Source organism: Stappia albiluteola (assembly GCF_014050225.1).
GTDB classification, from domain to species: Bacteria; Pseudomonadota; Alphaproteobacteria; order Rhizobiales; family Stappiaceae; genus Hongsoonwoonella; species Hongsoonwoonella albiluteola.
Genome location: NZ_JACFXV010000053.1, coordinates 72,765 through 97,334 on the forward strand (window position 1 = coordinate 72,765; position 24,570 = coordinate 97,334).

A 24,570-nucleotide genomic window follows, 5' to 3' on the forward strand; every position below is an offset into this window, starting at 1 on the left:
CAGGTCGGGACCAGGTTCAGGCCGCAAGGGAACGCCCGACAAAGGCGCGGGCTGCGTCCCGGGCGGTTTCGGTCGCGAAGCGGCGCAGCAGCGCCAGGAGATCGTCGAGCTCATCCTGCCCGAAATCCTGATACCGGGTGAGGATCCGCTCCACCATCCGGCGCGCGGTCACCGGATCGCCCGGTACGGCGTCCACCTCAAGCTCCCGCCAGACCTCCACCGCGATGACGAAGGCCCGATGAGTGCGTGGCGGCAGGCCGGCCTTTGCAACAAGCGCCCTGACGGCGCTCGGCCGGCCATGGGCCACGACATCATAGACGCGAGCAAGCGGCATGTGCGCCAGGCGTGCGAGGGCCGCCTCGAACAAGCGGATATTACCGGAACAAACGGCACGCAGGAGGAGGGCCGCAGTCAGTTGCTCCGAAACACGCAGGTGCTCGACCAGTGCCTCGGCCTCCTGCAGGGTGGCGTCAGCGGCGAGCGCCAATGTCGCCCGCTCGCGAGCCTCCACCACGACCTGCTCGGCACGCTGACCGCGCAGACCCTGGCGCACCAGAGGATGGGCGGCGAGCATGTCGCCGAGCTGCTTGACCAGCATTTGGCGAATGTTGAGCGGTGTATCCGCGCGGCCCATCAAGGCATTGCGAAGGGTAGCCGTCTCGCCATGGCGCTCGATCATCCGCGCCATGCTGAAATGAGCAATCTCTGCAGCTTCGTTCCTGATGAGCGCGAGACAGGATTCCAGCGAGCCGACTTCCGCGATTGCTGCCGCAACGGCGGGCGACACTTCCGCTCTTTTGGCAATCGCAACCTGTTGCGGCCCATCGAACGATGCGGCGAAATCCACCAGCTCGGCGTCGAGCAGGATCGGCGACGCCTCCAGAACGATTGCTGCAATCTCGGGAATATCCTCGACAAGCGCCAGGATGATGTGCCTCGGCGCCTGATCGCTCCTCGCCAGGGCATAGGCAAGGGCGCTGCGGACATAGGGGGACGGATCATCGAGCTGGATCGTCATGGCGGCTTCCGCAGCCTCGCGATCCGCCTCTCCCATCTCTGAATAGAGCCAGGCACGCGCCAATGCGTTGGTCGCCTCTGCCCGGCGATGGTCGGGAGCAGTCTGCACCCAGCGGAGAAAGGCCTGTACGATCATGGCACCCCTGCCCCGGTCCGCCGACCGGCTGCAAGCCAGAAGCTGATCCATGATTTTTGGATGGCTGCGACCCAAAATCATGCACGTGATCAATTTGAGGCTTGGAAGGCAGACAGACTACAAAACAAGTGCCGGTCGCACCCAACCGCCCCGTTTTTCATGACTCAATCATGACGCATGAATACTTAACGAGTCGTTTACCATAATTTCCGTTTGGTCAATTTTTACGAGGAGAAGCATGCCGAATATACTGCCCGCCGGCAGGGTATATCGAGCTGACCTGGTGAGACTTATGCTGGAACCGATTCATCCTCGAGCCGGCAACGGCCCGCCAGGATGAAACCACGCCCAGCCTGCAGCACATACTTGCCGCTCACACCGGTTCGATTTGAGCGGGACAATCCCTAGACGGGGGGCAGCACGTCCTTCGGCTCCTTATGCGGCCGATAGGTGAGGAAGGCGAGCAGGTTCAGCGGTGATGTCTTGTCGCCGGAAATTCCGCCTGCGTTGAGGCTCACAGAAGACTCGCTCTGCGCCTCGCCATTCGCTTTTCCTGTCAAGGAACCGATTTCCGCCGGAGCGGCAACGGGCTTGATCAGTCCATCCAGCGCGGCCTCGTCCGCTTCATTCTGGATGGCGAAGGACGACAGAAAAGTCGCGGAGAATTCAGCCGAAGGCGCACCATTGCCATCACGGAACAAGGCATGGAAGGGCGAGGCAGGCTCCGAGGCGGCCGACCATGCCGCAAGCACCCGGCTGGCCGGGTCCGAACCGGTCAAGGGCACAGCGTCCGAAGACCCGCCCTGCGGCGGCGCGCCCCCTGCGTCTTGTGACTGCGGCGCAAATGCCAGGACAGTGCGTGGCGCAGCCGTCGGCACCGGCACGTTCTGCCCTGCCGTTCCTGCCACCAGGGTTTCTCCAGCCGACGGAGCGTGTTGCCGGATCAAATTGGCATAGACTTCCCCGACAGTTTTGGCCGAACCGTCGGAATTGAAGAATATTCTCCGATTGGCATTCGCCTGCTTGGCGAAAACATCGCTCGCCGCAACGTCGGGCTTGCTTTCCGCAAGACCTATCAGCTTGTTCGCCCCACCCGCTCCAAGGAAGTGGGCGATATAGAGCTCACCATCGCTCGGCTCGCGTCCAAGCTTGTCACGCAGGTAGTTTGCATTCTTCTGCGTCAACTCGCCGGCGAGGCGGGCGGAAATTTCGGGATCCTTGCGCAGCGCCAGGATCTCCTTGCGAAGCGCCGCGTCAGAAACGCGATAGTGTCCGGAAGGCGTGCGCTCGATCTTCTCGGCATAACCGCCAAGCCCGTGCCTATGGCCGCTCTCCTTGACCGTCTCCAGCCAGGTGCTTTCGATAAACTGAAAAAGACCCGAGGCGCTCGAGGTTTTTGCCCTGGCCTGCGGATTGAGGGCCGATTCCCGTTGCGCCGTCTTCAACAGGTAGTCGAAGGAAGCGCCGGTGGTGGAACTGGCAGCCTGGAAGGCATGTTCAATTCGGCTTGCGATGGAAGCAGATCCGGAGATCTTCATATCCCTGCCTCTTGACACCGTGAGCCTTGCCGAATGGTAAATATCCGCCCATTTTGGTTAACGAGCGGTTAACGGCACGCCGATTTGCGCCCCTAACCTTCCGGCCCTCTTTTCAATCTCCGCAGGGTAATTCAGTAAAGTGAGTCGCACGAGACTTGCATGGAATCAACGAAACAATTGGGGAAGCGAAATGCCAGGGCTTTATTTCGAGGAGTTCGAGGTTGGACATGTGTTCCACCATACGCTGACGCGGACGGTGACGGAGATGGACAACATGCTCTTCTCGAACATGACGCTGAACCCGCAGCCACTGCATATAGACAGGCATTTCTGCGAGACCCAGACGGAATGGGGCCAACCGCTGGTCAACAGCCTCTTCACGCTCGGCCTGCTGATCGGCATTTCGGTCAATGACACAACGGTGGGCACGACGATCGCCAATCTCGGCATGAGCGATGTCCGCTTTCCCAAACCGCTCTTCCAGGGCGACAGCGTGCATTGCACGACGCTCGTCGTCGACAAGCGGGAATCGAAATCGCGCCCCGACGCGGGGATCGTGGAATTCGAGCACAAGGCCTTCAACCAGCATGACGACCTCGTCGCGATTTGCCGGCGCCAGGCCTTCATGCGCAAGAAGCCTGCGAGCGTTTGACAGATGCGCTCGCTGCTCTTCGTTCCGGGCGACAGCCCCAAGAAACTGGCCAAGGGTTTTCAGTCCGGAGCCGATGTCCTGCTGATCGACCTCGAGGATTCCGTCGCCCAGGCGGCCAAGCAGGAGGCCCGCGACTGCACGGCGGGCTTCCTGCGAGAGACCGTGGATCGAAGGACGGGACCGAAGCTTTTCGTGCGCGTCAACGCGCTCGATACCGGCCTTGCGGATGACGATCTCGCCGCCATCATGCCCGCACGGCCGGACGGTATCATGCTGCCGAAATCGACATCCGGCGCCGACGTAGAGCATCTCTCGACGAAACTGGCGGTGCTGGAGGCTCTGCATGGCCTTGAAGACGGCATTACGGAAATCCTTGTGGTTGCCACGGAGACCGCTGCGTCCGTCTTCAATCTGGGAACCTACCGGGGCAAGAGCGCACGCCTTGCCGGCATGACCTGGGGCGGGGAGGACCTGTCCGCCGATATCGGTGCGCTGGCCAATCGTGACGAGGATGGCCGCTACACGGACGTCTACCGGCTTGCTCGCGCGCTTTGCCTGCTGGGCGCAACGGCTGCCGAGGTGACCGGCATCGATTCCGTCTACACGAACTTCCGTGACGAAGAAGGCCTGCGGCGGGAAGCACTGGCAGCCCTGCGCGACGGCTTCACCGCCAAGATGGCGATCCATCCGGCGCAGGTGCCCGTCATCAACGAGGTCTTCACACCGGTGCCGGCGGACGTGGCGCGTGCAAGGCGTGTCGTAGAGGCCTTTGCCGAGGCGGGCGATGCCGGCGTTATCGGGCTGGATGGGGAAATGCTCGACCGGCCGCATCTGAAACGGGCGCAGAAGCTGCTCGCCCGCGCCGATGCGGCCGGGATTTAAGCTCGCCTACCGCTCTCCAGGACGCGTCATCTGGAAGACGCTGTCCACGGAGGCATAGTCCTTGTAGCCGAGACGGGCGATCGTTCTGACCCTGGTTATGTCGAACCGGCCGTCCACGATCGCCTCGTCCGCGATATGGATGCCCACGACCTGTCCAATTACGATCCAACATTCCGCCTCCCCGCCCTCGAGGGTGGAGGGGTGGATCGTCTGCAGGTGGCGGCATTCGAGCACGGCCTTTGCGCCGGCAACGTGCGGCGCCTTGACCAGACGCGAGGGCGCGGCGGCAAGCCCCGCCTCCTCGAACTCCGACACGCCATGCGCGAAGGCGCCCGACGAGCGGTTCATCGCATCCTTCATATCGTAGGTGGCGAGGCTGCAGGTAAAGTCGCCCGTCGCCTCGATATTCGCGACCGAGTCCTTCCACGCCGTGGAAGAAAACAGCACGATCGGTGGCGTATCGCAGACGGCATTGAAGAAGCTGTATGGGGCAAGATTTGGCCGCCCCTCGGCATCCAGCGAACCGATCCAGCCGATCGGACGGGGGGCAACGATCGCCTTGAACGGATTATGCGGCAGGCCGTGGTTGTTTTTTGCAGTTTCAAAGAACACGGCGCTCATTCTCCTTGCCAGTAAGTGACGATCTGGTCGAGTTCGGGACGCGGCCGCTCGGTCGGCGGGAGCGACGGCGTTCCGATGTGAATGAAGCCCGCTATCTGCTCGCCGTCCTTCACGCCCAGGATCCGGCCGGCTTCTGCGTCGTAGGCGACCCATTCGGTGAGCCACTGCGCGGCATAACCCAAGGCATGGGCAGCATGGAGGAGCGTCATGCAGCAGGCTCCAGCCGAAAGTTGCTGTTCCCAGACCGGGATCTTGGGGTGCTCGGCTGCGCGGCTGACAACTGCGACAACCAGGGGAGCCCTGGCAAGGCGCTCAAGCTCCTGCTTGCGCTGTCCCTCGTCGAGCGTGCCGTTCTTCCTTTCCGCGATTGCCAGAAGCCTGCGTCCTGCTTCAAGCCGGGCCTCGCCGCGAAAGACGATGAAACGCCAGGGAGCAAGCTTGCCATGATCCGGAATGCGAGCGGCTGCCGTCAGCAGTTGCATCAATTCGGCATCGTCGGGCGCCGGCTCGACCATCGTATTGCTGGCATGCGAGCGCCGGGTCAAAAGCAGCCGAAGCGCGTCGTTTGGTTCTTGCGTCATGGAAATCCTGTCGGACAATGCCGGGCATCCAAAATGTCCGGATCGAATTGAGGTTCGCAAAAGAGGTAACCGACTGTGGCCCTCTGTCAACAACACCCTTCCCGCAGGAGCGGCGAAAGTTGAGCCTCCTACTCCACAAAATCCGAATGACGCCAGGTGAGGCAGCATGGGACTTGAAATCGCCCGAATTTTGGCCCCAAAAAGCGGCACAGATTGTTTGCGTGCCGGAGATGCATCGCGCTGGAAGCAGGAGAGCTGATATATGGCGGCCACGACCGGAAGCTTGAAGCGATGGATCGCGTGCGCCGCATTGGTCCTGGCAATATCGGCCGCCGGTTTTCCAAGCTCGGCCGAGGAAACGGTCGTTCCCCTGCCGAAGCCCGATCCGGCGGCGGAAGTAGCGCCCGATTCGCCTTCGACGTTAGGGTTGCCCGCTCTTCTCGAAACCCATCCGGCGCCGCGTTTTGCCCCTTCGATCACGCCTTATGCGCCGGCTACGCTTCCTGATCCCGCCTTGTCGAACTTCTCCGACGACGGAGCGCTCTACCTCGTCGCCAAGCTCACCGAGGACGATGAGCCGCTGTCCAACGGCGTTGTATGGCGGGTCTATTCCGAAAGCGCGAATGCGGACGGAAAGCTGGAACTCGTGGCATCGGCCGCAGGCGGAGACGCGGAATTCCACCTCGATCCCGGCTCCTATCTGATCCACACCGCTTACGGGCATGCCGGCACGACAAGCCGCATCACGCTGCATCGCGGCGTGGAATCCAGAACCGTCGTTCTGAGCGCCGGAGGCCTAAAGCTCGACGCGCTCTTTTCGGACCGTACGCCCATCAGTTCGAACCAGGTGCTTTTCGACATCTACGAGACGGAGTTCGACAGCCGCGGCGAACGCCAGCTAGTTGCGAGCAACGTGCGGCCGGCCTCGATCATCCGCCTGAATGCCGACACCTATCATGTCGTGAGCCGCTACGGCTCGGTCAATGCGGTGGTTCGCGCCGACATTCGCGTCGAGCCCGGCAAGCTGACGGATGCAACGGTCTATCACAATGCGGCCGCGGTGACCTTGAAGCTGGTGAAGGAAGAAGGCGGCGAAGCGCTTGCGAATACCTCCTGGTCGGTGCTGACCCCGGGCGGCGATGTTGTGGTCGAGGCGACCGGCGCATTCCCGAGCTTTGTGCTCGCGTCTGGCGAATATCAGGTCGTTGCCCGCAACAATAGCCAAAATTACAGCCGCAATTTCACCGTGGAGACCGGCCGCGACCGAGAAGTCGAGGTGCTGACGTCGAATACGCTGACCAGCCAATTCGATGCCTCCGGGACGCCGGTCGTTCAGACCGAAACCGAGTGACCCACGCAAACTCGGAAGGAATGTCCCGTAAGAATCTAAAGCGGCGGGAAGGCTGAGCCTTCCCGCCGCTTTAGATTCGGAACTTTTCGTCCTTTTAACTCACTCGGCAAGATCGGGAGGCGTTGCCTCCTTGACCAGCGAAGCGAGGGCCTCATCCAGGCCGAAGCTCTGCTGGTCGCGTGAACCCAGCCGGCGCATGTTCACCGTACGCTCTTCCGCCTCGCGCTTGCCGCAGACAAGAATGACCGGAACCTTGGTCAGCGAGTGCTCGCGGACCTTGTAGTTGATCTTCTCGTTCCTGAGGTCCGCCTCCGCCTTGAGGCCCGCCTTCTTCAGCGCGGCGACGACCTCGCGGGCATAGTCGTCCGCTTCCGACGTGATGGTGGCAACGACAACCTGGAGCGGCGCCAGCCACAGCGGGAAATGCCCGGCATAGTTCTCGATCAGGATGCCGAGGAAGCGCTCCATCGAGCCACAGATCGCGCGGTGTACCATCACCGGCGTCTTCTTCTCGCCGTCCTTGTCGACATAGAAGGCACCGAAGCGTTCCGGCAGGTTGAAGTCGACCTGGGTCGTGCCGCACTGCCACTCACGACCAATCGCATCGCGCAGCGTGTATTCGAACTTCGGCCCGTAGAAAGCGCCCTCGCCCTCCAGAATGCCAGTCTTGATGCGTCCGCCCGACTGTTCCTCGATCGTCTTCAGCACCCTGGACATCACCTCTTCGGCATGATCCCAGGATGCATCGGAGCCGACGCGCTTTTCCGGCCGGGTCGACAGTTTCACAACAATCTCGTCGAAGCCGAAATCGGCATAGGTCGACAGGATCAGGTCGTTGATCTTCAGACACTCGTCGGCAAGCTGATCCTCGGTGCAAAAGACGTGGGCATCGTCCTGCGTGAAGGCGCGAACGCGCATCAGTCCATGCAGCGCGCCGGAAGGTTCGTAGCGGGAAACTGCACCGAATTCGGCAAGACGAAGCGGCAGGTCGCGATAGCTCTTCAATCCGTGCTTAAAGATCTGCACGTGCCCCGGACAGTTCATCGGCTTGATCGCGAAAACGCGCTCGTCCTCCGTCTCGGTGACGAACATGTTCTCCCGGTACCAGCCCCAGTGACCCGACGTCTCCCAGAGCGCCTTGTCGAGGATCTGCGGAGCGTTGACCTCGTCATAGTCGGCCGCGAGCCGGCGACGCATGTAGCTGACCAGCGTCTGGAACAGCGTCCATCCCTTGGGATGCCAGAAGACGACGCCGGGCCCCTCTTCCTGAAAATGGAAAAGGTCCATTTCCCGGCCAAGCTTGCGATGATCGCGCTTTTCCGCCTCCTCCAGCATGTGAAGATAGGCATTGAGTTCGGTCTCGTTCGCCCAGGCGGTGCCGTAGATTCGCGTCAGCATCTCGTTGTTGGCGTCACCCCGCCAATAGGCGCCGGCCACCTTCATCAGCTTGAAAGCCTGGCCGATCTGGCCCGTGGACGCCATATGCGGGCCGCGGCACAGGTCGAGCCAATCGCCCTGCTTGTAGATCCTGATCGTCTGGTCTTCAGGGATCGCGTCGACCAGTTCGACCTTGTAGGTCTCGCCTTTGTTCAGGAAGAAGCGTTTGGCCTCGTCGCGCGACCAGATCTCCTTGGTGAAGGGCTGATTGCGGGCGATGATTTCCTTCATCTTCTTCTCGATGACCGGCAGGTCTTCGGTGGTGAAGGGTTCATTGCGCTTGAAATCGTAATAGAAGCCGTTCTCGATCACCGGCCCGATGGTGACCTGGGTGCCCGGCCAGAGTTCCTGGACGGCTTCAGCCATCACATGTGCGGCGTCGTGACGAATGAGTTCCAGCGCGCGCGGATCGTCGCGCGTCACGATCTCCAGGCGAGCGTCCTGCTCGATCGGATCTGCGAGATCGCGCAATTCGCCGTCGAGCGCCATCGCCACAGCCTTCTTGGCAAGCGATTTGGAAATGCCCTCGGCGATTTCCCGGCCAGAAATGCCGGGGTTGAATTCGCGCACGGAATTGTCGGGGAAAGTCAGTCGGATCATGTCGTCTCTCCGGCTCACTCCTGCAGACGAGGCAGGTAAGCGGTATGGGTCGGTAAACGGCGCAAAGCGATAAACGATCCGGGCAGCATCGTCTACCCGGTGCGTCAAATTCCCTTGCCTGCGACAGGAAAGGGCGGCCCTCGGGCCGCCCCTAGACGTTGCAGAAAGGCTTGTTGTCAGAAATCCATGCCGCCCATGCCGCCGGGCGGCATTGCCGGGGCGGTTTCCTTCCTCGGCTTCTCGGCGACCATGGCTTCCGTGGTGATAAGCAGGCCGGCGACCGATGCCGCATCCTGGATCGCGGCACGAACGACCTTGGTCGGATCCACGATGCCAAGCTTGTACATGTCGCCGTATTCACCGGACTGGGCATCCCATCCGGACGCGTAGTCCTTCTGCTCCAGGACCTTGCCGACAATGACTGAACCATCGGCGCCGGCATTCAGTGCGATCTGCCTTGCCGGCGCCTGGATCGCGCGGCGGACGATCTCCACACCCGTCTTCTGATCGTCATTGGCGGGCTTCACCGCGCCGAGCGCCTTGAGCGCGCGGAGCAAGGCCACACCACCGCCCGGCAAAATGCCCTCTTCGACCGCCGCGCGAGTTGCATGCATCGCATCGTCAACGCGGTCCTTCTTCTCCTTCACCTCGATCTCTGTCGCGCCGCCTACACGGATTACGGCCACACCGCCGGCGAGCTTGGCAAGGCGCTCCTGCAATTTCTCGCGGTCGTAGTCGGAGGTGGTCTCCTCGACCTGCGCCTTGATCTGGGCGACGCGCGCCTGGATCTCCTCCCTGGATCCCGCCCCGTCCACGATGGTGGTGCTTTCCTTTTCGATCACCACCTTCTTGGCACGGCCGAGCATATCGAGCGTGACGTTCTCGAGCTTGATACCAAGATCTTCGGATATGGCCGTCCCGCCGGTCAGGATCGCGATATCCTGCAGCATCGCCTTGCGTCGATCGCCGAAGCCCGGCGCCTTGACGGCAGCCACCTTCAGGCCGCCGCGGAGCTTGTTGACCACAAGCGTTGCAAGCGCCTCGCCCTCGACGTCCTCCGCCACGATCAGAAGCGGCTTTCCGCTCTGCACGACCGATTCCAGGATCGGCAGCATGGCCTGCAGGTTCGAAAGCTTCTTCTCCTGAATGAGAATGTAGGGGTCTTCCAACTCCGCGCGCATTTTCTCGGTATTCGTCACGAAATAGGGAGACAAGTAGCCACGATCGAACTGCATGCCTTCCACCACGTCGAGTTCGGTGGTCAGCGATTTCGCCTCTTCGACGGTGATGACCCCCTCGTTGCCGACCTTCTGCATGGCCTCGGCGATCATCCTGCCGATCTCGATATCGCCATTGGCCGAAATGGTTCCGACCTGGGCGATCTCGGAATTATCGGTCACCTTGCGGGCGTTCTTTTTCAGGTCTGCGACAATGGCCTCGACAGCAAGGTCCACCCCGCGCTTCAAGTCCATCGGATTGATGCCGGCGGCAACTGCCTTGGCGCCTTCTCTCACGATCGCCTGGGCGAGAACGGTTGCGGTCGTTGTACCGTCACCGGCGAAGTCGCTCGTCTTCGAGGCGACTTCGCGAACCATCTGCGCGCCCATGTTCTCGAACTTGTCCGGCAGCTCGATTTCCTTGGCGACCGAAACGCCATCCTTGGTGATGCGCGGCGCGCCGAAAGCCTTGTCGATCACCACGTTTCGCCCTTTGGGGCCAAGCGTCACCTTGACCGCATCGGCCAGGATGTCGACGCCCTTCAGCATTTTTTCGCGCGCTTCGGTGGAAAATTTGACGTCCTTGGCAACCATGTTTCGTCACTCCTCCAAAACGTAACGAGATTGACTACTGACGATTTTCCGATGGGTCAGGCAGCGGCCTTGCGAGCGGCGGCAGGCTCGATCACGCCCAGGATATCGCTTTCCTTCATGACCAGAAGATCTTCGCCGTCGATCCTGACTTCCGTGCCGGACCATTTGCCAAACAGGATCCGATCGCCGACCTTCACGTCCATTGCGACGAGAACGCCACGCTCATCACGACCTCCGGAGCCTACCGCAACCACTTCTCCCTGTAGCGGCTTTTCCTTTGCCGTATCGGGGATGATGATCCCTCCAGCGGTCTTTTCTTCCGCGTCGATCCGCCTGATCAGGACGCGATCATGCAAGGGACGGAACTTCATCGAACTTCCTCCTTTGTCTTCAACACGTTGGCCTGACTATCTGCAACTCGTAACCGGCACTGCGATCCGGCGTGGTCTCCTCGATCAGACTAAAATAGTGGATCGGGTGAAGGCGATTTGGGAACGGGAAACCGGCCTTTCAAGAGCGCGCGGAGCGATTTTAGCACTCTCACCCCAAGAGTGCCAACCACGGCGCAGGGACAGTTGCCATGATGATTATCGGTCACGGCGGGCTTCATCTTCCCGCGCCATGCTCCTGAGCCAGGAAACGAAGCGCTTCAACGGCGGCCGCATCGGCCCCTTGCGGCGAACGAGATAATAGCCGACCGGCGTATCCTCGTTGCCGTCCTCGAACAGAACGACAAGGCGACCGGAACGAATTTCATCCTCGACAAATACGCGGGCAACACCTCCAACACCCTGACCTTCGCGCACGGCCGGCAGCAGCATGTAGCCCGGCAAGTGGGTAATGTTCTTCTTGTTTACCGCACGGACGCCGCGGGCGGCCAGCCACGTGCCGAGTTCGCCTGTGCCGAGTTCCTGAAGCCATGGCAGTCGCAACAGGTCTTCCGGGGTTTCAACGGGCTTTCCTCTGAGCAGCGACGGTGCGGCCACCATCACAAGCCGCGACCCCAGGAGCAGTTCCACGTCCACGCCTGGCCAATCGCCCGAGCCGAAACGGATCGCCAGATCGTAACCGTCACGGCTCATATCGACGACTTCCGCCGAGGGATTCAGCATCAGTTCGATATCAGGATATTTGGCGCGAAACAGGCCGATGCGCGGCATCAGCCAGCTGACGGCGAAACTCGGCGTCAGCGTGACCTGCAACGGACGCAGATCCTCCGTCTCCAGCAATTCCCGGACGGCCGTCTTCATGATGTCGAGGCCGTCGCCCAAGGCGGCAGCGAGACGCAGCCCTTCATTCGTCAATGCCAGAGACCGGCCGTCGCGGTAGATCAATGAGACTCCGAGATGCGCCTCAAGGCGGCGCACCTGCTGGGCGACGGCAACATATGTCACGTTGAGCTCGCGACCTGCCGCGGTAAAGGAGCGATGCCTTGCAGCCGCTTCAAAGGCCCGCAAAAGCGACAAAGATGGCAGCCCGGCCCACGACATACAAAACCTCAGCTTATATTTGCGAACAATTCGTTTCTCGCGAAGCCTGCAGGATTTGGCAGAATATTACCAGATCGATCAAAAGAGGAGATTTTGGCGATGTTCAATATTCTGGCCAAAACCTTCATGGTTTCAAGCGGCATGGACCAGTTCACTCACACGGAGGCAATTAAAGCCAAGGACCGCCCGCCCCCGCAGCCCACGCGCTATCCGAGGGCGCGCCGCCTATTCGGCATCCTGTAATATCACTCAAACGCAAGACGGGCGGATCCACCTGGATCCGCCCGTCCGAGCCTGAAACCGTCAGTCTGCAATTGCCGCTTTCAGCGACCTGGCTAAGCCGCCTTCTCCGCTGCCACCTGCGTCAGGACCCGAGACAGGTTCTCTACACCTTGCGCGCCCGAAACAAGGTAGCGCTGATTCAGAATGTAAGCCGGCACGCCCTGGATGCCGCGTTCGAGCCAGAACCGCTGGTCCGCACGCACCGCACCGGCATAGGTCTTCTCGCGAAGCACGCGTTCGGCTTCCTCGCGATCAAGTCCGACCGTCTCCGCAACATCTACGAGAACAGTTTCATCGCTGACATCCTCCCGACGGGTGAAGAAGGCGTCGAACAGCGCAAGCTTCAACGCGGTCTGCTTGCCCTGCTGGTCCGCCCAATGCAGCAACTGGTGCGCCTGGAAGGTGTTATACATGCGCATGTCGTCGGTATACTGGAAGGAGAAGCCCAGCTGGGCCCCAGCCTCGGTCAGGCGCGCACGTGATGCGATGCTCTGCTCCAGGGTGGTGCCGTATTTCTTCGCCAGATGCTCGCGGAGGTTCTCACCCTCCTTCGGCATCTGCGGGTTGAGCTCGAAGGGGTGCCAGTGCAGGTCGATCGCCACACCGCTTTGCTCGGACGCCTTTTCAAGCTGCTTGTAGCCAAGGATGCAATAAGGGCAAACGACGTCGGACACCACGTCGATACGAATGGTCCCGGCGGCTGTATTCTCGTTCTCGGACATCTCTGAGTTCCCGATTGAATGGTTTTCCAGGGCGGAACGGCAGCTGCCGCGCACCGGCAGATCACCCCGTTTCCGTCGCCCGTCGTTGCCACCAATCTATCAGTAGATAGACAGATAGGCCAGCCGCGAAATTCACGCGATCAGGCCGACGCGCCTGCGGATCGCTTCATCGCGAAGGGAAACATCCACGCCGGCAAGATCCGAAGCATCATCAGTACACAGCCAGGCGATGGCACGACCCGGCCAGGAAGGATCGATATGCACCGACGGATCGAGCTGGCTTACGGGATTGATGCCGGAAGCGCGGATCGCCTTTTGCATATAGGTGGCAACCGTACCAGGGCTGAGCCCCACGATACGCACCCCCGTTCCCTGCATTTCCAGATGGGCGGACCGTGTCAACATCAGGGACGCGGCCTTGGCGCTGCAATAATGGCTCCAGCCTTCGTAAGGGTTTTGCGCAGCACCCGAACTGACATTGACGACGACGCCGCCGCCCTGCGCTTTCATGACCGGCAGAGCCGCGCGCAGGCCATTGTAGACACCCTTGAAATTGATATCTGTCGCCCGGCTCCACTCGGCCGGATCGGAGTCGATAAGTGGGCCGATCGGATCGATGACGCCGGCATTGTTGATCATGAAATCGAGCCGGCCGAAAACCTCCGTTGCCCGGTATACCGCCTTTTCGACCTGGGAGTAGTCCGAGACGTCGCAGACCCTGACTTCAGACCGGCCGCCTGCCCGGCGAATTTCCTCTGCCAGGCCTTCGATCTCCGCCCCGCTTCTAGCTGCAAGCACGACCGCGGCGCCCGCGTCCGCGAAAGCTCTTGCAGTCGCGGCCCCGATCCCCCGGCTTGCGCCTGTCACCAACGCGACCTTGCCGCTCAGATCCTGCATTCTGTTCCTCCGCCTGTGTCGCAATCGATTCCGTCGGCGCCCAAGCTATTTCCGTTTTCCGGCAATCGCAAAAGACAGGCGCGCCGACTTCGGCTATATCCCCGCGCTATGAAGGATCCCGTACTCGAAACCCTGTTCCTGCCCTTTTCGGCAGGTGACCTTGACTGGCCGGAAGGCGAAAAGGTGCTGTTCCTGCGTGCGCGCATGAGCGATGCGCTGAAGGACGCCACGGCAGGAACCGTCGACATCGTTCAAAGCTTCGCACCCCATGCCGTTTCGCTGGAAAAAGCCGGCTTCGAGGTGAAACGACAGCTGCAAGACGAGAATGCCCGATATCCGCTCGTCCTCGTGTTGCCGCCTCGCCAGCGGGAGGAAGCACGCACCCTGCTGGCGACGGCCTTCGCTCACGCGGCGCCCGGGGGCATGGTGGTCGCATGCCAGTCGAATACCGAAGGCGCCCGCACGCTGGAGCACGACATCGAGCGGCTCGCCGGCGCCGCCGCCTCCCGCTCCAAACACAAGGCGCGAGCGGTCTGGGCCACTGCCGATCGTGCGAGACTGGATTTCGAACTCATCGCGGAATGGCGGTTGCTCGACGCGCCGCGCCCCATCGGCGACGGTCGTTTCGTGTCCCGCCCGGGCCTTTTTGCGTGGGACCGGCTGGACGCTGGAACGGCAACCCTGGCCGCCAATCTGCCCGCATCGCTGAAAGGTCGCGCGGCAGACCTTGGCGCGGGCTATGGCGCGCTCGCCGATGCCCTCCTCGCTCGCGCGCCGAAAATCACCGCGCTCGATCTCTATGAGGCGGAGGACCGGGCGCTCGAACTCTGCCGGCAGAACCTTGCACCCTATTTGCTCCCGACGGACGGCAGCGCGCGCGATCTGCAATTTTACTGGCGCGATGTCACAACCGGTCTCGTGCGGCGTGACTATGACGTTATCGTCAGCAATCCACCGTTTCACGAGGGGCGCGCCGACAGGGCGGATATCGGTCAGGCCTTCATTCGCGCCGCCGCCTTTGGGCTGAAGCCCGGCGGCGAATTCTGGCTAGTCGCCAATCGGCACCTTCCCTACGAGGCTACTCTCGGCGAACACTTTGCTTCGGTGACGACAGTTGCTGAAAGCGAAGGTTACAAGGTGATCCGCGCTGCCAGACCGAAGGCAAGGCGATGAAACTGATCAAACTCCTCGCCAATCTCGGCTACGGCAGCCGGAAGGACGTGCAACGGATGATCCGCAACGGCTGGGTCACCGATGCGGAAGGGCGCCCGCTCAAGGAAAGCGAACTGATCGCCCATGAAGAGATCCGCGTCGACGACGAACCGCTCGACCCGCCGCACGGTTCGCTGATCCTGCTCAACAAGCCGGTCGGCTACGTCTGCTCGACCAAGGATCAGGGCCGCCTTGTCTACGATCTTCTCCCCGACCGGTTCCGCTATCGCAAGCCCGTGCTGTCGACCGTGGGCCGGCTGGACCGTGACACGTCCGGCCTGCTGCTCCTGACCGACGACGGCGCTTTGCTGCACAGGATCATCTCGCCGAAGAACCATGTGCCAAAGATCTACGAGGTGACGCTCGAGCGCCCGCTGTCGGGAAACGAAGCGGAAATCTTCGCCTCGGGCACCCTGGTCCTGAACTCGGAGACGACCCCGCTGGCTCCGGCCGAATGGCAGGCGGAGAGCGAAACTTTCGGAAAGCTCATCCTGCATGAAGGCCGCTATCATCAGGTTCGGCGAATGTTTGCGGCCGTTGGCAACCACGTCATCGCACTTCATCGTTCTCAGACCGGCGAGCTTGCGCTCGAAGGTCTTGATGAAGGCCAATGGCGCCTTTGTACTCAGGTTGACATAGATAAGATCCTGCAGAGCAAGAAATAATAAATTTTATTTCGACGTTTAATTTATAATTGAATTTATATATTACACTCAAACAGATGGAAAACACCTTACAAATTTTTCAATATGGGACGCTACAAATTAAAATATTACAAAAACTACGCCAATATCAACGAAAATTCACATTTCTGCCTCAAACGAAAAGACTACTAAATTATCTTTACGGAATATCTCGTGGGACAACACGTGCTTGCAGGGGGATTCGGGAGATGGTCGAGCTAGCGTCGCTACGAACTCTTGCGACAATGCTTCTGGCAACCGGATTGCTCAGCCAAGCCATCTGGCCGCCGGCGGAAGCGAACGCTGCTTCGCTCGCGTCCTGCGTAAAATCTATCGAAGCCGAAGCGATCAAGACCGGCGTCGATCCGGGCATCGCTCACAAGGCGCTGTCTTCAGTCTCCTTCGATGAAAAGGTCGTCCGCTTCGCGACGAGCCAGCCGGAATACAAAACCCCGATCTGGGATTACCTCGCCTTTCTGGTCGACGAGGAACGTGTGGCCGACGGCAAGGACATGCTGAGGCGACACGACCGTACCCTTCGTGCCGTGGAGAAGGCCTACGGGGTCGACCGTCATGTCGTCGTTGCGGTCTGGGGCGTGGAAAGCGACTACGGTCAGGACAAGGGCGACTTCTTCGTCCCGCATGCGCTCGCCAATCTCGCCTGTGCGGGCGGCAGGCGGGCTTCCTATTTTCGCGGCGAGCTGATCGCAGCCCTCCTGATCGCCTCCAGGGGCGACGTCCGCCTGGATGAACTCGCGGGCTCCTGGGCCGGGGCTTTCGGACAGACGCAGTTCATGCCGACAACGTATCGAAGGCTCGCGGTCGATTTCGACGGGGATGGCCGGCGCGATCTTGTCGAATCCGTCCCCGACGCTCTCGCCTCCACCGCGAATTATCTGCGCAAGGCCGGCTGGCAACCTGGTGCGCCTTGGGGCTACGAAGTGCGCATTCCCAAAGGCTACAAGGGGCCTTCGGGACGCAAACGCACCGCATCGCTCGGCCAATGGCAAAAACGCGGCATCGCACGGGCCGACGGCAAGAAACTTTCAGGCTCCGGAAAGGCGGCGCTGCTGCTTCCGGCGGGCCGCAATGGCCCGGCATTCCTGGTATTCGGCAATTTCAACGCGATCTATTCCTACAATGTGGCCGAGTCCTACGCTCTGGCTATTTCCCACCTTTCCGACCGCCTGAAAGGCGGCGGCGGACTGAAGACTGCCTGGCCGACAAGCGATCCCGGCCTGTCGAGGGCAGAACGGCTGGAACTGCAGAAACGCCTGATCCGGGCGGGTTATGATATCGGCGAGGCCGACGGGCGCATCGGACCAATCACGCGGGCAGCAATCCGCGAGGCGGAAGCCCGTTACGGCTTGCCTCAGACGGGACGCCCAGGCAGGAAAATCTACCGCGCCCTTGGGGGAAAATAAGCGACCGCTTTCTTCAGTCGATACGCGTCGCCGGATCGATATGGGCACCGGTCCATTGGCCGTAGCGCCAGGGCAGATACCACTTCGCATCCGGGGGAAGCCTGTCGGGCACGGGATCGAATCCGCTTGCGCCACCCGGCCTGCAGCGCAGGATCCTCGCAAGCCCCATCCAGCCGCCGCGCCACAGGCCGTAACGGCGGATCGCCTCCTCCGTGTAGTGCGAACAGGTTGGCGCATACCGGCAGCTTCGCCCGAGAAACAGGGAAAAGCTGTGCTGGTAGATCTTGATCGCAACTCTCGCTGAGAGAGACGGAAATTTGCGGATATTGTTGAGTATGTGATAAATCATGATTCGGAAGCGATCTCGCGCACCGTAGTCCCAGGATTGTTGCGTCGCAGTATTCGAAGCAAGCACTTCTGATGTCGCATTCTCAATATTTGGCGACCGTTTCCAGCCATGACGGATATTCCATTCGTTAAACCATGGCTCATCATGGCGCTCATCTTTTTCACTCCAAGCCTGCCATGAGCCCGAACGCACCGACAGCGCCTTTGGCCCAGGGGCCAACCGAACTGCCGAAATCCGTCTCGGAGGTTATTGAATGTACAAGACCATAATGGTTCCAGTGGATCTCGCCCATGCCGAAAAGCTGGAAAAGGCAATCGCCACGGCGGCGGACCTTGCAAAACACTACAACGTCCCCGTCTGCTTTGTCGGTGTAACCACTGCCCTTCCCGGCACGATTGCCCACAGTCCGGCCGAATTCGGCGCAAAGCTCGAAAAGTTCGCGAAAGCGGAGGGTACCAAGCGCGGCATCAAAGCCAGTTCCCTCGTCAAGGTCAGCCACGATCCCAGCATCGACCTCGACAAGACGCTGATCGAAGCTGCCGCCGAAGCGGAAGCCGATCTTGCCGTGATGGCGTCGCATGTGCCGGGCCTGCCCGAACATATCTTCGCGTCGAACGCCGGCTACCTCGCTGCACACGCCCCGTTTTCCGTGCTGGTCGTGCGCTGACGCAGGCGGCACCGCCCTCTATTCAGATCGAGAGTATAAAAACGATGACCGACGAAATCGACATGAGCCCGGACGGGGCCGCAAACATTATCGAAACCGATTACCAGATCGGACAAGATAATATCCAAACACGGATCGGCCCCTTCGGGCTCGATATTCATAACCCCGTATTCCTGATCTCGGGCCTTACCATTGTCGCATTCGTCTTCTTTACCCTCGCGTTTCAAAACAGCGTGGGCCCGCTTTTCAACGACCTGAGAGTCTGGCTGACCTCCACGTTCGACTGGTTCTTCCTGAGCGCGGCCAATATTTTCGTGCTGGTCTGCTTTGCCTTGATCGTTTCACCGCTTGGCAAGGTGCGGATCGGCGGAACCGAGGCCGTGCCGGACTATTCCTACAGCGGATGGTTTGCGATGCTGTTCGCTGCGGGAATGGGCATAGGCCTGATGTTCTACGGCGTCTCCGAGCCGATATCGCACTATTCGTCGTCTCTGGCCGCCGATGCGGGCACTGCCGATAGCTGGGCGCCGCTCGCGGGAGCTGCCGGCGATAGCGACGCAGCCCGAAACCTCGGCATGGCGGCCACGATCTTTCACTGGGGTCTGCATCCCTGGGCAATCTATGCCGTCGTCGCCCTTTCCCTGGCGATTTTCAGTTACAACAAGGGCCTGCCGTTAACGATACGATCCGTTTTCTACCCGATTTTCGGCGACCGGGTCTGGGGCTGGATCGGGCATGTCATCGACACGCTTGCCGTTTTCGCCACGCTTTTCGGCCTGGCGACATCCCTCGGTTTCGGCGCCGAGCAGGCAAACGCCGGATTGCAGTTCCTCTTCGGCTGGCCAGTGAGCGACGTCTCGAAGGTGTTCCTGATTACCGGCATCACGGCGGTCGCGCTGATTTCCGTCGTGGCGGGTCTTGATGCGGGCGTTAAGCGGCTCTCCGAAATCAACATGGTGCTTGCCGCACTTCTTTTGCTCTTCGTCACCCTTGCCGGTCCGACGATGGAGATCCTGCGCGGCTTCGTTACCAACCTGATCGCCTATGGCGAATATCTGCCGTCGCTTTCAAACCCCTTCGGCCGCAGCGACGACAACTTCCGCCAGGGCTGGACGTCCTTCTACTGGGCCTGGTGGATTTCCTGGTCGCCATTTGTCGGCATGTTCATCGCGCGCGTTTCGCGCGGTCGCACCGTCCGCGAGTTCATCACCTGCGTTCTTCTGATCCCCTCGCTTGTCTCCGTCTTCTGGATGACCGCCTTTGGCGGAACAGCAATCAGCCAGATCGTCAATGACGGCTATCAGGCGGTCGCCGACGCCTCCCTGGAGCTCAAGCTCTTCATCATGCTGGAGCAATTGCCGCTGACGCAGATCGCCTCGTTCGTCGGCATCATACTGGTTATCGTCTTCTTCGTGACCTCATCGGACTCCGGCTCGCTGGTGATCGACACCATCACGGCCGGCGGCAAGGTGGACGCGCCAGTTCCGCAGCGTGTGTTCTGGGCGATCTTCGAGGGGCTCGTGGCAATCGCGCTGTTGCTTGGCGGCGGGCTGGGCGCGCTCCAGGCAATGGCGGTTTCCACCGGCTTCCCCTTCACCATCGTGCTGCTTCTGGCCTGCTACGCCACGGTGAAGGCGTTGATGAGCGAACCGCGCACGTAAGACAGACGCACCCAGAAAACGAAAACGCGCAGCCGCATCATTGTGCGGCTGCGACTACCTTGGCACGGGTCTCGATCTGATCGATCGCATCGACAACCGCATCGAAGGTCAGCAGCGTAGAAGCATGGCGCGCCTTGTAGTCCCGCACCGGTTCGAGGAAGCGGCATTCGTCGAAACGCCCCTCGGGCGCAGGGCCGTTTTCCTTCAGCATGCGGCGCATCGTCTCACGCAGATCCCGAAGTTCCTCGAAGCTCGCTCCCACGACGTGGCGCGCCATGATGGAAGACGACGCCTGGCCCAGCGCGCACGCCTTCACGTCATGGGCGAAATCCGTAACAATGCCGTCCTTCGCCTTGAGGTCGACAGTGACAGTGGAGCCGCACAACTTGGAATGGGCCCGCGCGCTGGCATCGGGATGCTCCAGGCGCCCAAGCCGCGGGATATTTCCCGCAAATTCAAGGATTTTTGCATTATAGATATCGTCGAGCATGCTCGCCCTTTCGTGAAGGCTGGTGACTTCACAGTTATTCTCTCTCTCTTATATAGATCGCAGCATGCTATCGAAACTCAAGATCCTGTTGTCGGTCTTGAAACGATTGGCAAGGAGCGGATAGCGGCAGCTTCCGCCCGGACAAAGGGATTGCCCGGAGCGCATTCGACCCAAGCAGCGGCGGATCCGTTCCGGCCATTGACGTGTGTTCGCCATTGCGGACGGGCATTTGGCCTTGCCAACATGCGTGAAATTGGTCCAAGTCGCGGGCCGAAGCGTAAGTGTGAGGACTGGTTTGAACGAGGAGACCCTTATGGACGCAATCCTTAAGCCAATCGGCAGTCAGGTGGAGGCGGAAGTCTCTTCCAAGCCGGTGGCGCGTCCGAGCCGCGAAGATGCCGAGGCTGCCGTCCGCACGCTCCTTGCCTGGGTCGGCGACGACCCTGATCGCGAGGGCCTTGTCGATACGCCAAAGCGCTTCGTGAAGGCATACAAGGAGATCTTCGGCGGCTACTTCGAGGATCCGGCCGAGCATCTCAAGCGCACCTTCGAGGAAGTCGGCGGCTATGACGACATCATCCTCGTGCGCGATATTCCGTTCCATTCGCATTGCGAACACCACGTGCTGCCCTTCGACGGTCATGCCCATATCGCCTACTATCCGTCGGGCGGCGTGGTCGGCCTGTCGAAGATCGCCCGTGTCGTCGACATCTTCGCCAAGCGCCTCCAGACGCAGGAGAACCTGACCGCGCAGATCGTCTCGGCGATCGATGAGCATCTGTCCCCGCGCGGCATTGCGGTAATGCTGGAGGCGGAGCACAAATGCATGAGCATGCGCGGCATCCGCAAGGAAGGCGTGTCCACGGTGACGACCCAGTTCACCGGCGTGTTCCGCGACGATCCGGCAGAGCAGGTTCGCTTCATGACGCTGGTACGCGGGGGCCGCTGAGCCCGTGAAGGCAAGGTTCCGCGAATAAGTTCCCCGGCAGGCGGATGCGGAGAATATCCGTTTCCGCTGCCTTTCTTTTGAGTTCGAGCAGGCAATCCATGGGCGAGCCCCTCTTTCCCGCACCCGGTACCAAGGCCGAGATCGAGAATGGCGCCGTGCTGGCACCAAAATTCGACGACGATGGACTGATCGTCTGCATCACGACGGATGCCGATGACGGCACCGTTCTGATGGTCGGCTACATGAATGCGGAATCCCTTCACCGGACGATCGAGACCGGTGAAGCGTGGTATTGGAGCCGGTCGCGCGGGGAATTCTGGCGCAAGGGCGCGACGTCGGGGCAGACCCAGCAGGTAATCGAGATCAGAACGGATTGCGACCAGGATGCGATCCTGCTTCGCGTGAAGGTTGGCGGGAACGGCGGTACCTGCCATGCCGGCTACCGCTCATGCTTCTACCGCAGCGTGGAAAAAGGGCCGGACGGCTCGGTTCGCCTCATCCACACAGGTGGCGAGAGGCTGTGAGGAAGCCGGGAAGCACCGCCGCTTCCCGGCGCTCCGAAGAAATATCAGCTCATGGCGATATAATTGCGCATGTCTTCCGCTTCGCGCTCTATTTGCGCGATGCGGTGCTTGACGACGTCGCCGATCGAAATAAGGCCCGTAAGCAGACCGTCCTTCACGACCGGCAGGTGGCGGAAGCGGCCTGACGTCATCTTGGCCATCACGTCGTTCACCGTATCGCTTTCGGAACAGGTCACGACCTTTTTCGTCATGTGCTCGGTTACCGGCTGATCGAGTACGTCATCGCCATGTTTCGCGATCGAGCGCACCACGTCGCGTTCCGAGACGATCCCCTCGATTCCGCCACGCTTGTCCACGATGACGATGGCGCCAATTCCCCTCTCGCCAAGGATCGTGCAGATCTGGCGAAGTGTCTTGTCGCCGGTCTCGGTAAAGACGTCATGACCTTTGACGTTGAGTATCGAAGCAACCGTCATGGAGAGCTCCTTCCCCTTGTGGAGCGGCTTCTCTCCGGCCCGACGCAACCATCTGACCGGAAAGCGCTCCTGAGGCTGTCGGTCCGACGGAAGCACCTGCGTCAGCCTGCCTCTTCAACTCGCATTGTGCCGAATTTCCTCAAGGTCGCAAGCATATCGATAGCAACTGCAGGCAGGATGCCTGTCAACGCGGCACGGCTCGCCGCGCGATCGGGTCAAACAGGGGAAAGAGCAGCAGTCCGAACACAAAGCCTCCGACATGGGCCTGCCAGGCGATCGTGCTGCCCGCTCCGGCGATCGGTTCCGACCAGATACCGAAAAGGAGGTTGAGCCCGAACCAGACACCCAGGAACGCCAGAACCTGCCGGTTCGCGAGCGACTGGACGAGGCTTACCGCCGGCACGCGATAGGCCGCATCGTCGGTCTGGCGCATGACGCTGAGCGGCCCGCCGATCTCGAAGACGAAGCGGGAGGCGGCAGCCATCTGTCCGGAAATCGCCGCCGAAGCGCCAACCATGGGCGTTGTATCGCCGATATGTGTGACGAGATGGGCGAGCGCGCCGCCAATCGCGCAAAGCGCGGAAAAAAGCAGAAATCGTTTCGCCCCGAAGCGCCGGGCCACGGCACTGCCGAAGACCGTCATCCAAAGCAGGTTGAAAAACAGATGCATGCCGCCGCCATGCAGGAAGGCGTAGCTCAGGAACGTCCAGATATCGGCTGCCTGCCCACCCGGCAGGATAAGCCCGCCAAGCTGCTCGGGCGAATAACGGACGGGCAGGAAAGAAAAGAGGAAGATGACGTAGGTCTCGTATTCCAGGCTGAGGCCATAGACCCGGATGAGATGGATCGCGATCAGGATCGCACAAAGGGCGGCGACCACTCCGGGAATATTGAAGGCCGGCTCCGAATCCGGCGGAAAATATCCGTTGGGCTCAATATCGCTCATGAATGTCCCGACAATATCCCGACCGGGCCGACGACAGCACATTCAGGGCATAGTCGTCGAAGGGCGACCATTCAACCCTTCAGACGTTTCATCACCGAAGTTGCGTTGCCAAGCCCTCGGAATCACGACAGAAAAAAGCGAACCGTCCGGTGCGGGAAAATCCGGCAACCGGACGGTTCGGTTTCCGCGTCCCCCCGGAGCGAAAATGCCCGTATGCGAAAGTTTGTCAGTGCTGTCATGGACCCGTGAGCCCTTGACCGGAAGCCTGCCGCAGCGGGCACGGGCAATCAATTGAAACCCTTTGTTAATCTTAATGATTGGTTAAGAAACTGGATTCAATTGATGGCACGACATCTGCTTCTTCCACGTCGAGTTGCGAGCGCATGTCTCATTTTGTCCAAAAGCAGGACAATCCCGTCGCATTCGGTCGCAAAACGGCACCGCCCCGCACAGGGCACGGAACCATAGGGCAGACATGAAACACCCGACGACACAGCGCCTCTACGAGCATTGGGACAAGCTTCGCGGATCCCGCCCTGCCCCCGACCGTAGCGAGGTCGAGCCGGGGCAGATCCGGGGAATACTCGGGGACACCTTCATTCTGGAGGTGATCGATCCCATGACCTACCGGTACCGGCTGGCGGGAACACGCCTGTGCGCGCTGCATTGCCGGGAACTGAAGAGCCGCAACATTCTGCGCGGCTGGCGCGGCGATGACCAGGAGGCGGTCTCAACCCTCCTTTCCGCGGTTTCCGACGATGCCGCGGCGGCTGTGCTCGGCATCAGCGGTCATACCGAACGCGAACAGACGATCGACATGGAGATGCTGCTGCTGCCGCTGCATGTGCCGGGCGAAGGCTGCAGCCGTATCCTGGGCTCCTGCGTCGCCCTGCAACAGCCCTACTGGACGGGTTTGCACCCGATCCTGGGCCAGTCGGTCAAGAGCGTCCGGCTGCTTTGGCCGGATGAACGGCCGGCTTTCCTGTCGACCCGTGCCACGGGCGCGTTCGCCTCGGTACCGGTAATCAGCAGCCAGAGCCTGCAGCAAGCGGCGGTCGCCGCGGAAGCTGGACGCCAGGTCGGGCATCTGCGCGTTTTCGACGGCGGCAAGAACTGAGTTGGACGCGCACCGACTGATTCATCCCTGCAATTTGGCGTTGCCCGAATTCGTT

The 24,570-nt window shown here is 60.9% G+C and carries 26 protein-coding genes; 12 read left to right on the top strand and 14 right to left on the bottom strand.

Going from position 1 to position 24,570, the window contains the following annotated elements; all coding sequences use genetic code 11:
- Positions 1–16 precede the first annotated feature (16 nt).
- Both H2509_RS10715 and H2509_RS10720 read right to left on the bottom strand, forming a co-directional pair.
- Complete coding sequence (locus H2509_RS10715; protein WP_182165063.1) at positions 17–1,153, bottom strand: DUF2336 domain-containing protein; 1,137 nt, start codon at positions 1,151–1,153, stop codon at positions 17–19.
- Between the two features lie 404 nt (positions 1,154–1,557).
- A complete protein-coding gene (locus H2509_RS10720) occupies positions 1,558–2,691 on the bottom strand; it encodes a transglycosylase SLT domain-containing protein (RefSeq protein WP_182165065.1) in 1,134 nt (377 codons plus the stop codon).
- 190 nt (positions 2,692–2,881) lie between these two features.
- Between H2509_RS10720 and H2509_RS10725 the strand changes: the two genes are divergently transcribed.
- The gene (locus H2509_RS10725) at positions 2,882–3,343 is read left to right on the top strand and encodes a MaoC family dehydratase (protein ID WP_182165067.1); all 462 of its coding nucleotides are present in this window, start codon (positions 2,882–2,884) and stop codon (positions 3,341–3,343) included.
- 3 nt (positions 3,344–3,346) lie between these two features.
- Positions 3,347–4,225: an HpcH/HpaI aldolase/citrate lyase family protein gene (locus H2509_RS10730; RefSeq protein WP_182165069.1), complete on the top strand. Its 879-nt coding sequence runs from the start codon at positions 3,347–3,349 to the stop codon at positions 4,223–4,225.
- Between the two features lie 6 nt (positions 4,226–4,231).
- On the opposite strand, the gene H2509_RS10735 is transcribed toward H2509_RS10730, so the two are convergent.
- Positions 4,232–4,837 carry a flavin reductase family protein gene (locus H2509_RS10735; protein ID WP_182165071.1) on the bottom strand — a complete coding sequence of 202 codons (606 nt, stop codon included), beginning with the start codon at positions 4,835–4,837 and terminating at the stop codon, positions 4,232–4,234.
- Positions 4,838–4,842: 5 nt separating this feature from the next.
- Positions 4,843–5,427 carry a nitroreductase family protein gene (locus H2509_RS10740; protein ID WP_209001907.1) on the bottom strand — a complete coding sequence of 195 codons (585 nt, stop codon included), beginning with the start codon at positions 5,425–5,427 and terminating at the stop codon, positions 4,843–4,845.
- Between the two features lie 262 nt (positions 5,428–5,689).
- Between H2509_RS10740 and H2509_RS10745 the strand changes: the two genes are divergently transcribed.
- Positions 5,690–6,778, top strand: a complete 1,089-nt coding sequence (locus tag H2509_RS10745; protein WP_182165073.1) for a hypothetical protein — start codon at positions 5,690–5,692, stop codon at positions 6,776–6,778.
- A 99-nt stretch (positions 6,779–6,877) separates the two neighbouring features.
- Here the strand turns inward: H2509_RS10745 and thrS are convergent, their stop codons facing one another.
- The 4 genes from thrS to H2509_RS10765 all read right to left on the bottom strand — a co-directional run bounded on the left by thrS (position 6,878) and on the right by H2509_RS10765 (position 12,116).
- Positions 6,878–8,815: a threonine--tRNA ligase gene (thrS, locus tag H2509_RS10750; RefSeq protein ID WP_182165075.1), complete on the bottom strand. Its 1,938-nt coding sequence runs from the start codon at positions 8,813–8,815 to the stop codon at positions 6,878–6,880.
- Between the two features lie 176 nt (positions 8,816–8,991).
- A complete protein-coding gene (groL, locus tag H2509_RS10755; protein ID WP_182165077.1) occupies positions 8,992–10,626 on the bottom strand; it encodes a chaperonin GroEL in 1,635 nt (544 codons plus the stop codon).
- Positions 10,627–10,682: 56 nt separating this feature from the next.
- Complete coding sequence (gene groES, locus H2509_RS10760; RefSeq protein ID WP_182165079.1) at positions 10,683–10,997, bottom strand: co-chaperone GroES; 315 nt, start codon at positions 10,995–10,997, stop codon at positions 10,683–10,685.
- Positions 10,998–11,213: 216 nt separating this feature from the next.
- The gene (locus H2509_RS10765) at positions 11,214–12,116 is read right to left on the bottom strand and encodes a LysR substrate-binding domain-containing protein (RefSeq protein WP_182165081.1); all 903 of its coding nucleotides are present in this window, start codon (positions 12,114–12,116) and stop codon (positions 11,214–11,216) included.
- A 99-nt stretch (positions 12,117–12,215) separates the two neighbouring features.
- Here H2509_RS10765 and H2509_RS10770 point away from each other — a divergent pair, with 99 nt between their 5' ends.
- Positions 12,216–12,359, top strand: a complete 144-nt coding sequence (locus H2509_RS10770; protein WP_182165083.1) for a hypothetical protein — start codon at positions 12,216–12,218, stop codon at positions 12,357–12,359.
- A gap of 92 nt (positions 12,360–12,451) precedes the next feature.
- On the opposite strand, the gene H2509_RS10775 is transcribed toward H2509_RS10770, so the two are convergent.
- Together H2509_RS10775 and H2509_RS10780 are read right to left on the bottom strand one after the other, a co-directional pair.
- Positions 12,452–13,120, bottom strand: a complete 669-nt coding sequence (locus tag H2509_RS10775) for a DsbA family oxidoreductase (protein ID WP_182165085.1) — start codon at positions 13,118–13,120, stop codon at positions 12,452–12,454.
- A gap of 132 nt (positions 13,121–13,252) precedes the next feature.
- Positions 13,253–14,017, bottom strand: coding sequence for an SDR family oxidoreductase (locus H2509_RS10780; protein ID WP_182165087.1), 765 nt, complete (start codon positions 14,015–14,017; stop codon positions 13,253–13,255).
- A gap of 108 nt (positions 14,018–14,125) precedes the next feature.
- Between H2509_RS10780 and H2509_RS10785 the strand changes: the two genes are divergently transcribed.
- The 3 genes from H2509_RS10785 (at position 14,126) to H2509_RS10795 (ending at position 17,336) form a co-directional block, all read left to right on the top strand.
- The gene (locus H2509_RS10785; RefSeq protein WP_182165089.1) at positions 14,126–15,190 is read left to right on the top strand and encodes a class I SAM-dependent methyltransferase; all 1,065 of its coding nucleotides are present in this window, start codon (positions 14,126–14,128) and stop codon (positions 15,188–15,190) included.
- Positions 15,187–15,894 carry a pseudouridine synthase gene (locus H2509_RS10790; protein WP_182165091.1) on the top strand — a complete coding sequence of 236 codons (708 nt, stop codon included), beginning with the start codon at positions 15,187–15,189 and terminating at the stop codon, positions 15,892–15,894. Before H2509_RS10785 ends, H2509_RS10790 begins: the two co-directional genes overlap by 4 nt.
- 227 nt (positions 15,895–16,121) lie before the next feature.
- Complete coding sequence (locus H2509_RS10795) at positions 16,122–17,336, top strand: lytic murein transglycosylase (RefSeq protein ID WP_182165718.1); 1,215 nt, start codon at positions 16,122–16,124, stop codon at positions 17,334–17,336.
- A 13-nt stretch (positions 17,337–17,349) separates the two neighbouring features.
- Here the strand turns inward: H2509_RS10795 and yidD are convergent, their stop codons facing one another.
- Complete coding sequence (yidD, locus tag H2509_RS10800; protein ID WP_182165093.1) at positions 17,350–17,685, bottom strand: membrane protein insertion efficiency factor YidD; 336 nt, start codon at positions 17,683–17,685, stop codon at positions 17,350–17,352.
- Between the two features lie 253 nt (positions 17,686–17,938).
- On the opposite strand from yidD, the gene H2509_RS10805 reads away from it, so the two are divergent.
- Both H2509_RS10805 and H2509_RS10810 read left to right on the top strand, forming a co-directional pair.
- Positions 17,939–18,352, top strand: a complete 414-nt coding sequence (locus tag H2509_RS10805) for a universal stress protein (protein ID WP_182165095.1) — start codon at positions 17,939–17,941, stop codon at positions 18,350–18,352.
- A gap of 44 nt (positions 18,353–18,396) precedes the next feature.
- Positions 18,397–20,013 (top strand): BCCT family transporter, encoded by a 1,617-nt coding sequence (locus H2509_RS10810; protein ID WP_182165097.1) that lies wholly within the window; start codon positions 18,397–18,399, stop codon positions 20,011–20,013.
- A gap of 37 nt (positions 20,014–20,050) precedes the next feature.
- Here H2509_RS10810 and H2509_RS10815 read toward each other — a convergent pair whose 3' ends face one another.
- A complete protein-coding gene (locus tag H2509_RS10815; protein WP_182165099.1) occupies positions 20,051–20,503 on the bottom strand; it encodes an iron-sulfur cluster assembly scaffold protein in 453 nt (150 codons plus the stop codon).
- A gap of 313 nt (positions 20,504–20,816) precedes the next feature.
- Here H2509_RS10815 and folE point away from each other — a divergent pair, with 313 nt between their 5' ends.
- Entirely contained in the window at positions 20,817–21,452 is a 636-nt protein-coding gene (folE, locus tag H2509_RS10820) for a GTP cyclohydrolase I FolE (RefSeq protein WP_182165101.1), read from the top strand.
- A 98-nt stretch (positions 21,453–21,550) separates the two neighbouring features.
- Positions 21,551–21,976, top strand: a complete 426-nt coding sequence (gene hisI, locus H2509_RS10825) for a phosphoribosyl-AMP cyclohydrolase (RefSeq protein ID WP_182165103.1) — start codon at positions 21,551–21,553, stop codon at positions 21,974–21,976.
- Positions 21,977–22,020: 44 nt separating this feature from the next.
- Here the strand turns inward: hisI and H2509_RS10830 are convergent, their stop codons facing one another.
- Entirely contained in the window at positions 22,021–22,452 is a 432-nt protein-coding gene (locus tag H2509_RS10830; RefSeq protein ID WP_182165105.1) for a CBS domain-containing protein, read from the bottom strand.
- A 184-nt stretch (positions 22,453–22,636) separates the two neighbouring features.
- Positions 22,637–23,398, bottom strand: a complete 762-nt coding sequence (locus H2509_RS10835) for a rhomboid family intramembrane serine protease (RefSeq protein ID WP_182165107.1) — start codon at positions 23,396–23,398, stop codon at positions 22,637–22,639.
- A 475-nt stretch (positions 23,399–23,873) separates the two neighbouring features.
- On the opposite strand from H2509_RS10835, the gene H2509_RS10840 reads away from it, so the two are divergent.
- The gene (locus tag H2509_RS10840) at positions 23,874–24,515 is read left to right on the top strand and encodes a PAS domain-containing protein (protein ID WP_182165109.1); all 642 of its coding nucleotides are present in this window, start codon (positions 23,874–23,876) and stop codon (positions 24,513–24,515) included.
- The last annotated feature ends 55 nt before the right edge of the window (positions 24,516–24,570 follow it).

Bases quoted from the DNA above. Each gene is read 5' to 3' on its own strand.
- H2509_RS10715 (WP_182165063.1), bottom strand. From the start codon at position 1,153: ATGATCGTACAGGCCTTTCTCCGCTGGGTGCAGACTGCTCCCGACCAT.
- H2509_RS10720 (WP_182165065.1), bottom strand. From the start codon at position 2,691: ATGAAGATCTCCGGATCTGCTTCCATCGCAAGCCGAATTGAACATGCC.
- H2509_RS10725 (WP_182165067.1), top strand. From the start codon at position 2,882: ATGCCAGGGCTTTATTTCGAGGAGTTCGAGGTTGGACATGTGTTCCAC.
- H2509_RS10730 (WP_182165069.1), top strand. From the start codon at position 3,347: ATGCGCTCGCTGCTCTTCGTTCCGGGCGACAGCCCCAAGAAACTGGCC.
- H2509_RS10740 (WP_209001907.1), bottom strand. From the start codon at position 5,427: ATGACGCAAGAACCAAACGACGCGCTTCGGCTGCTTTTGACCCGGCGC.
- H2509_RS10745 (WP_182165073.1), top strand. From the start codon at position 5,690: ATGGCGGCCACGACCGGAAGCTTGAAGCGATGGATCGCGTGCGCCGCA.
- thrS (WP_182165075.1), bottom strand. From the start codon at position 8,815: ATGATCCGACTGACTTTCCCCGACAATTCCGTGCGCGAATTCAACCCC.
- groL (WP_182165077.1), bottom strand. From the start codon at position 10,626: ATGGTTGCCAAGGACGTCAAATTTTCCACCGAAGCGCGCGAAAAAATG.
- groES (WP_182165079.1), bottom strand. From the start codon at position 10,997: ATGAAGTTCCGTCCCTTGCATGATCGCGTCCTGATCAGGCGGATCGAC.
- H2509_RS10765 (WP_182165081.1), bottom strand. From the start codon at position 12,116: ATGTCGTGGGCCGGGCTGCCATCTTTGTCGCTTTTGCGGGCCTTTGAA.
- H2509_RS10770 (WP_182165083.1), top strand. From the start codon at position 12,216: ATGTTCAATATTCTGGCCAAAACCTTCATGGTTTCAAGCGGCATGGAC.
- H2509_RS10775 (WP_182165085.1), bottom strand. From the start codon at position 13,120: ATGTCCGAGAACGAGAATACAGCCGCCGGGACCATTCGTATCGACGTG.
- H2509_RS10780 (WP_182165087.1), bottom strand. From the start codon at position 14,017: ATGCAGGATCTGAGCGGCAAGGTCGCGTTGGTGACAGGCGCAAGCCGG.
- H2509_RS10785 (WP_182165089.1), top strand. From the start codon at position 14,126: ATGAAGGATCCCGTACTCGAAACCCTGTTCCTGCCCTTTTCGGCAGGT.
- H2509_RS10790 (WP_182165091.1), top strand. From the start codon at position 15,187: ATGAAACTGATCAAACTCCTCGCCAATCTCGGCTACGGCAGCCGGAAG.
- H2509_RS10795 (WP_182165718.1), top strand. From the start codon at position 16,122: ATGGTCGAGCTAGCGTCGCTACGAACTCTTGCGACAATGCTTCTGGCA.
- yidD (WP_182165093.1), bottom strand. From the start codon at position 17,685: ATGATTTATCACATACTCAACAATATCCGCAAATTTCCGTCTCTCTCA.
- H2509_RS10805 (WP_182165095.1), top strand. From the start codon at position 17,939: ATGTACAAGACCATAATGGTTCCAGTGGATCTCGCCCATGCCGAAAAG.
- H2509_RS10810 (WP_182165097.1), top strand. From the start codon at position 18,397: ATGACCGACGAAATCGACATGAGCCCGGACGGGGCCGCAAACATTATC.
- H2509_RS10815 (WP_182165099.1), bottom strand. From the start codon at position 20,503: ATGCTCGACGATATCTATAATGCAAAAATCCTTGAATTTGCGGGAAAT.
- folE (WP_182165101.1), top strand. From the start codon at position 20,817: ATGGACGCAATCCTTAAGCCAATCGGCAGTCAGGTGGAGGCGGAAGTC.
- hisI (WP_182165103.1), top strand. From the start codon at position 21,551: ATGGGCGAGCCCCTCTTTCCCGCACCCGGTACCAAGGCCGAGATCGAG.
- H2509_RS10830 (WP_182165105.1), bottom strand. From the start codon at position 22,452: ATGACGGTTGCTTCGATACTCAACGTCAAAGGTCATGACGTCTTTACC.
- H2509_RS10835 (WP_182165107.1), bottom strand. From the start codon at position 23,398: ATGAGCGATATTGAGCCCAACGGATATTTTCCGCCGGATTCGGAGCCG.
- H2509_RS10840 (WP_182165109.1), top strand. From the start codon at position 23,874: ATGAAACACCCGACGACACAGCGCCTCTACGAGCATTGGGACAAGCTT.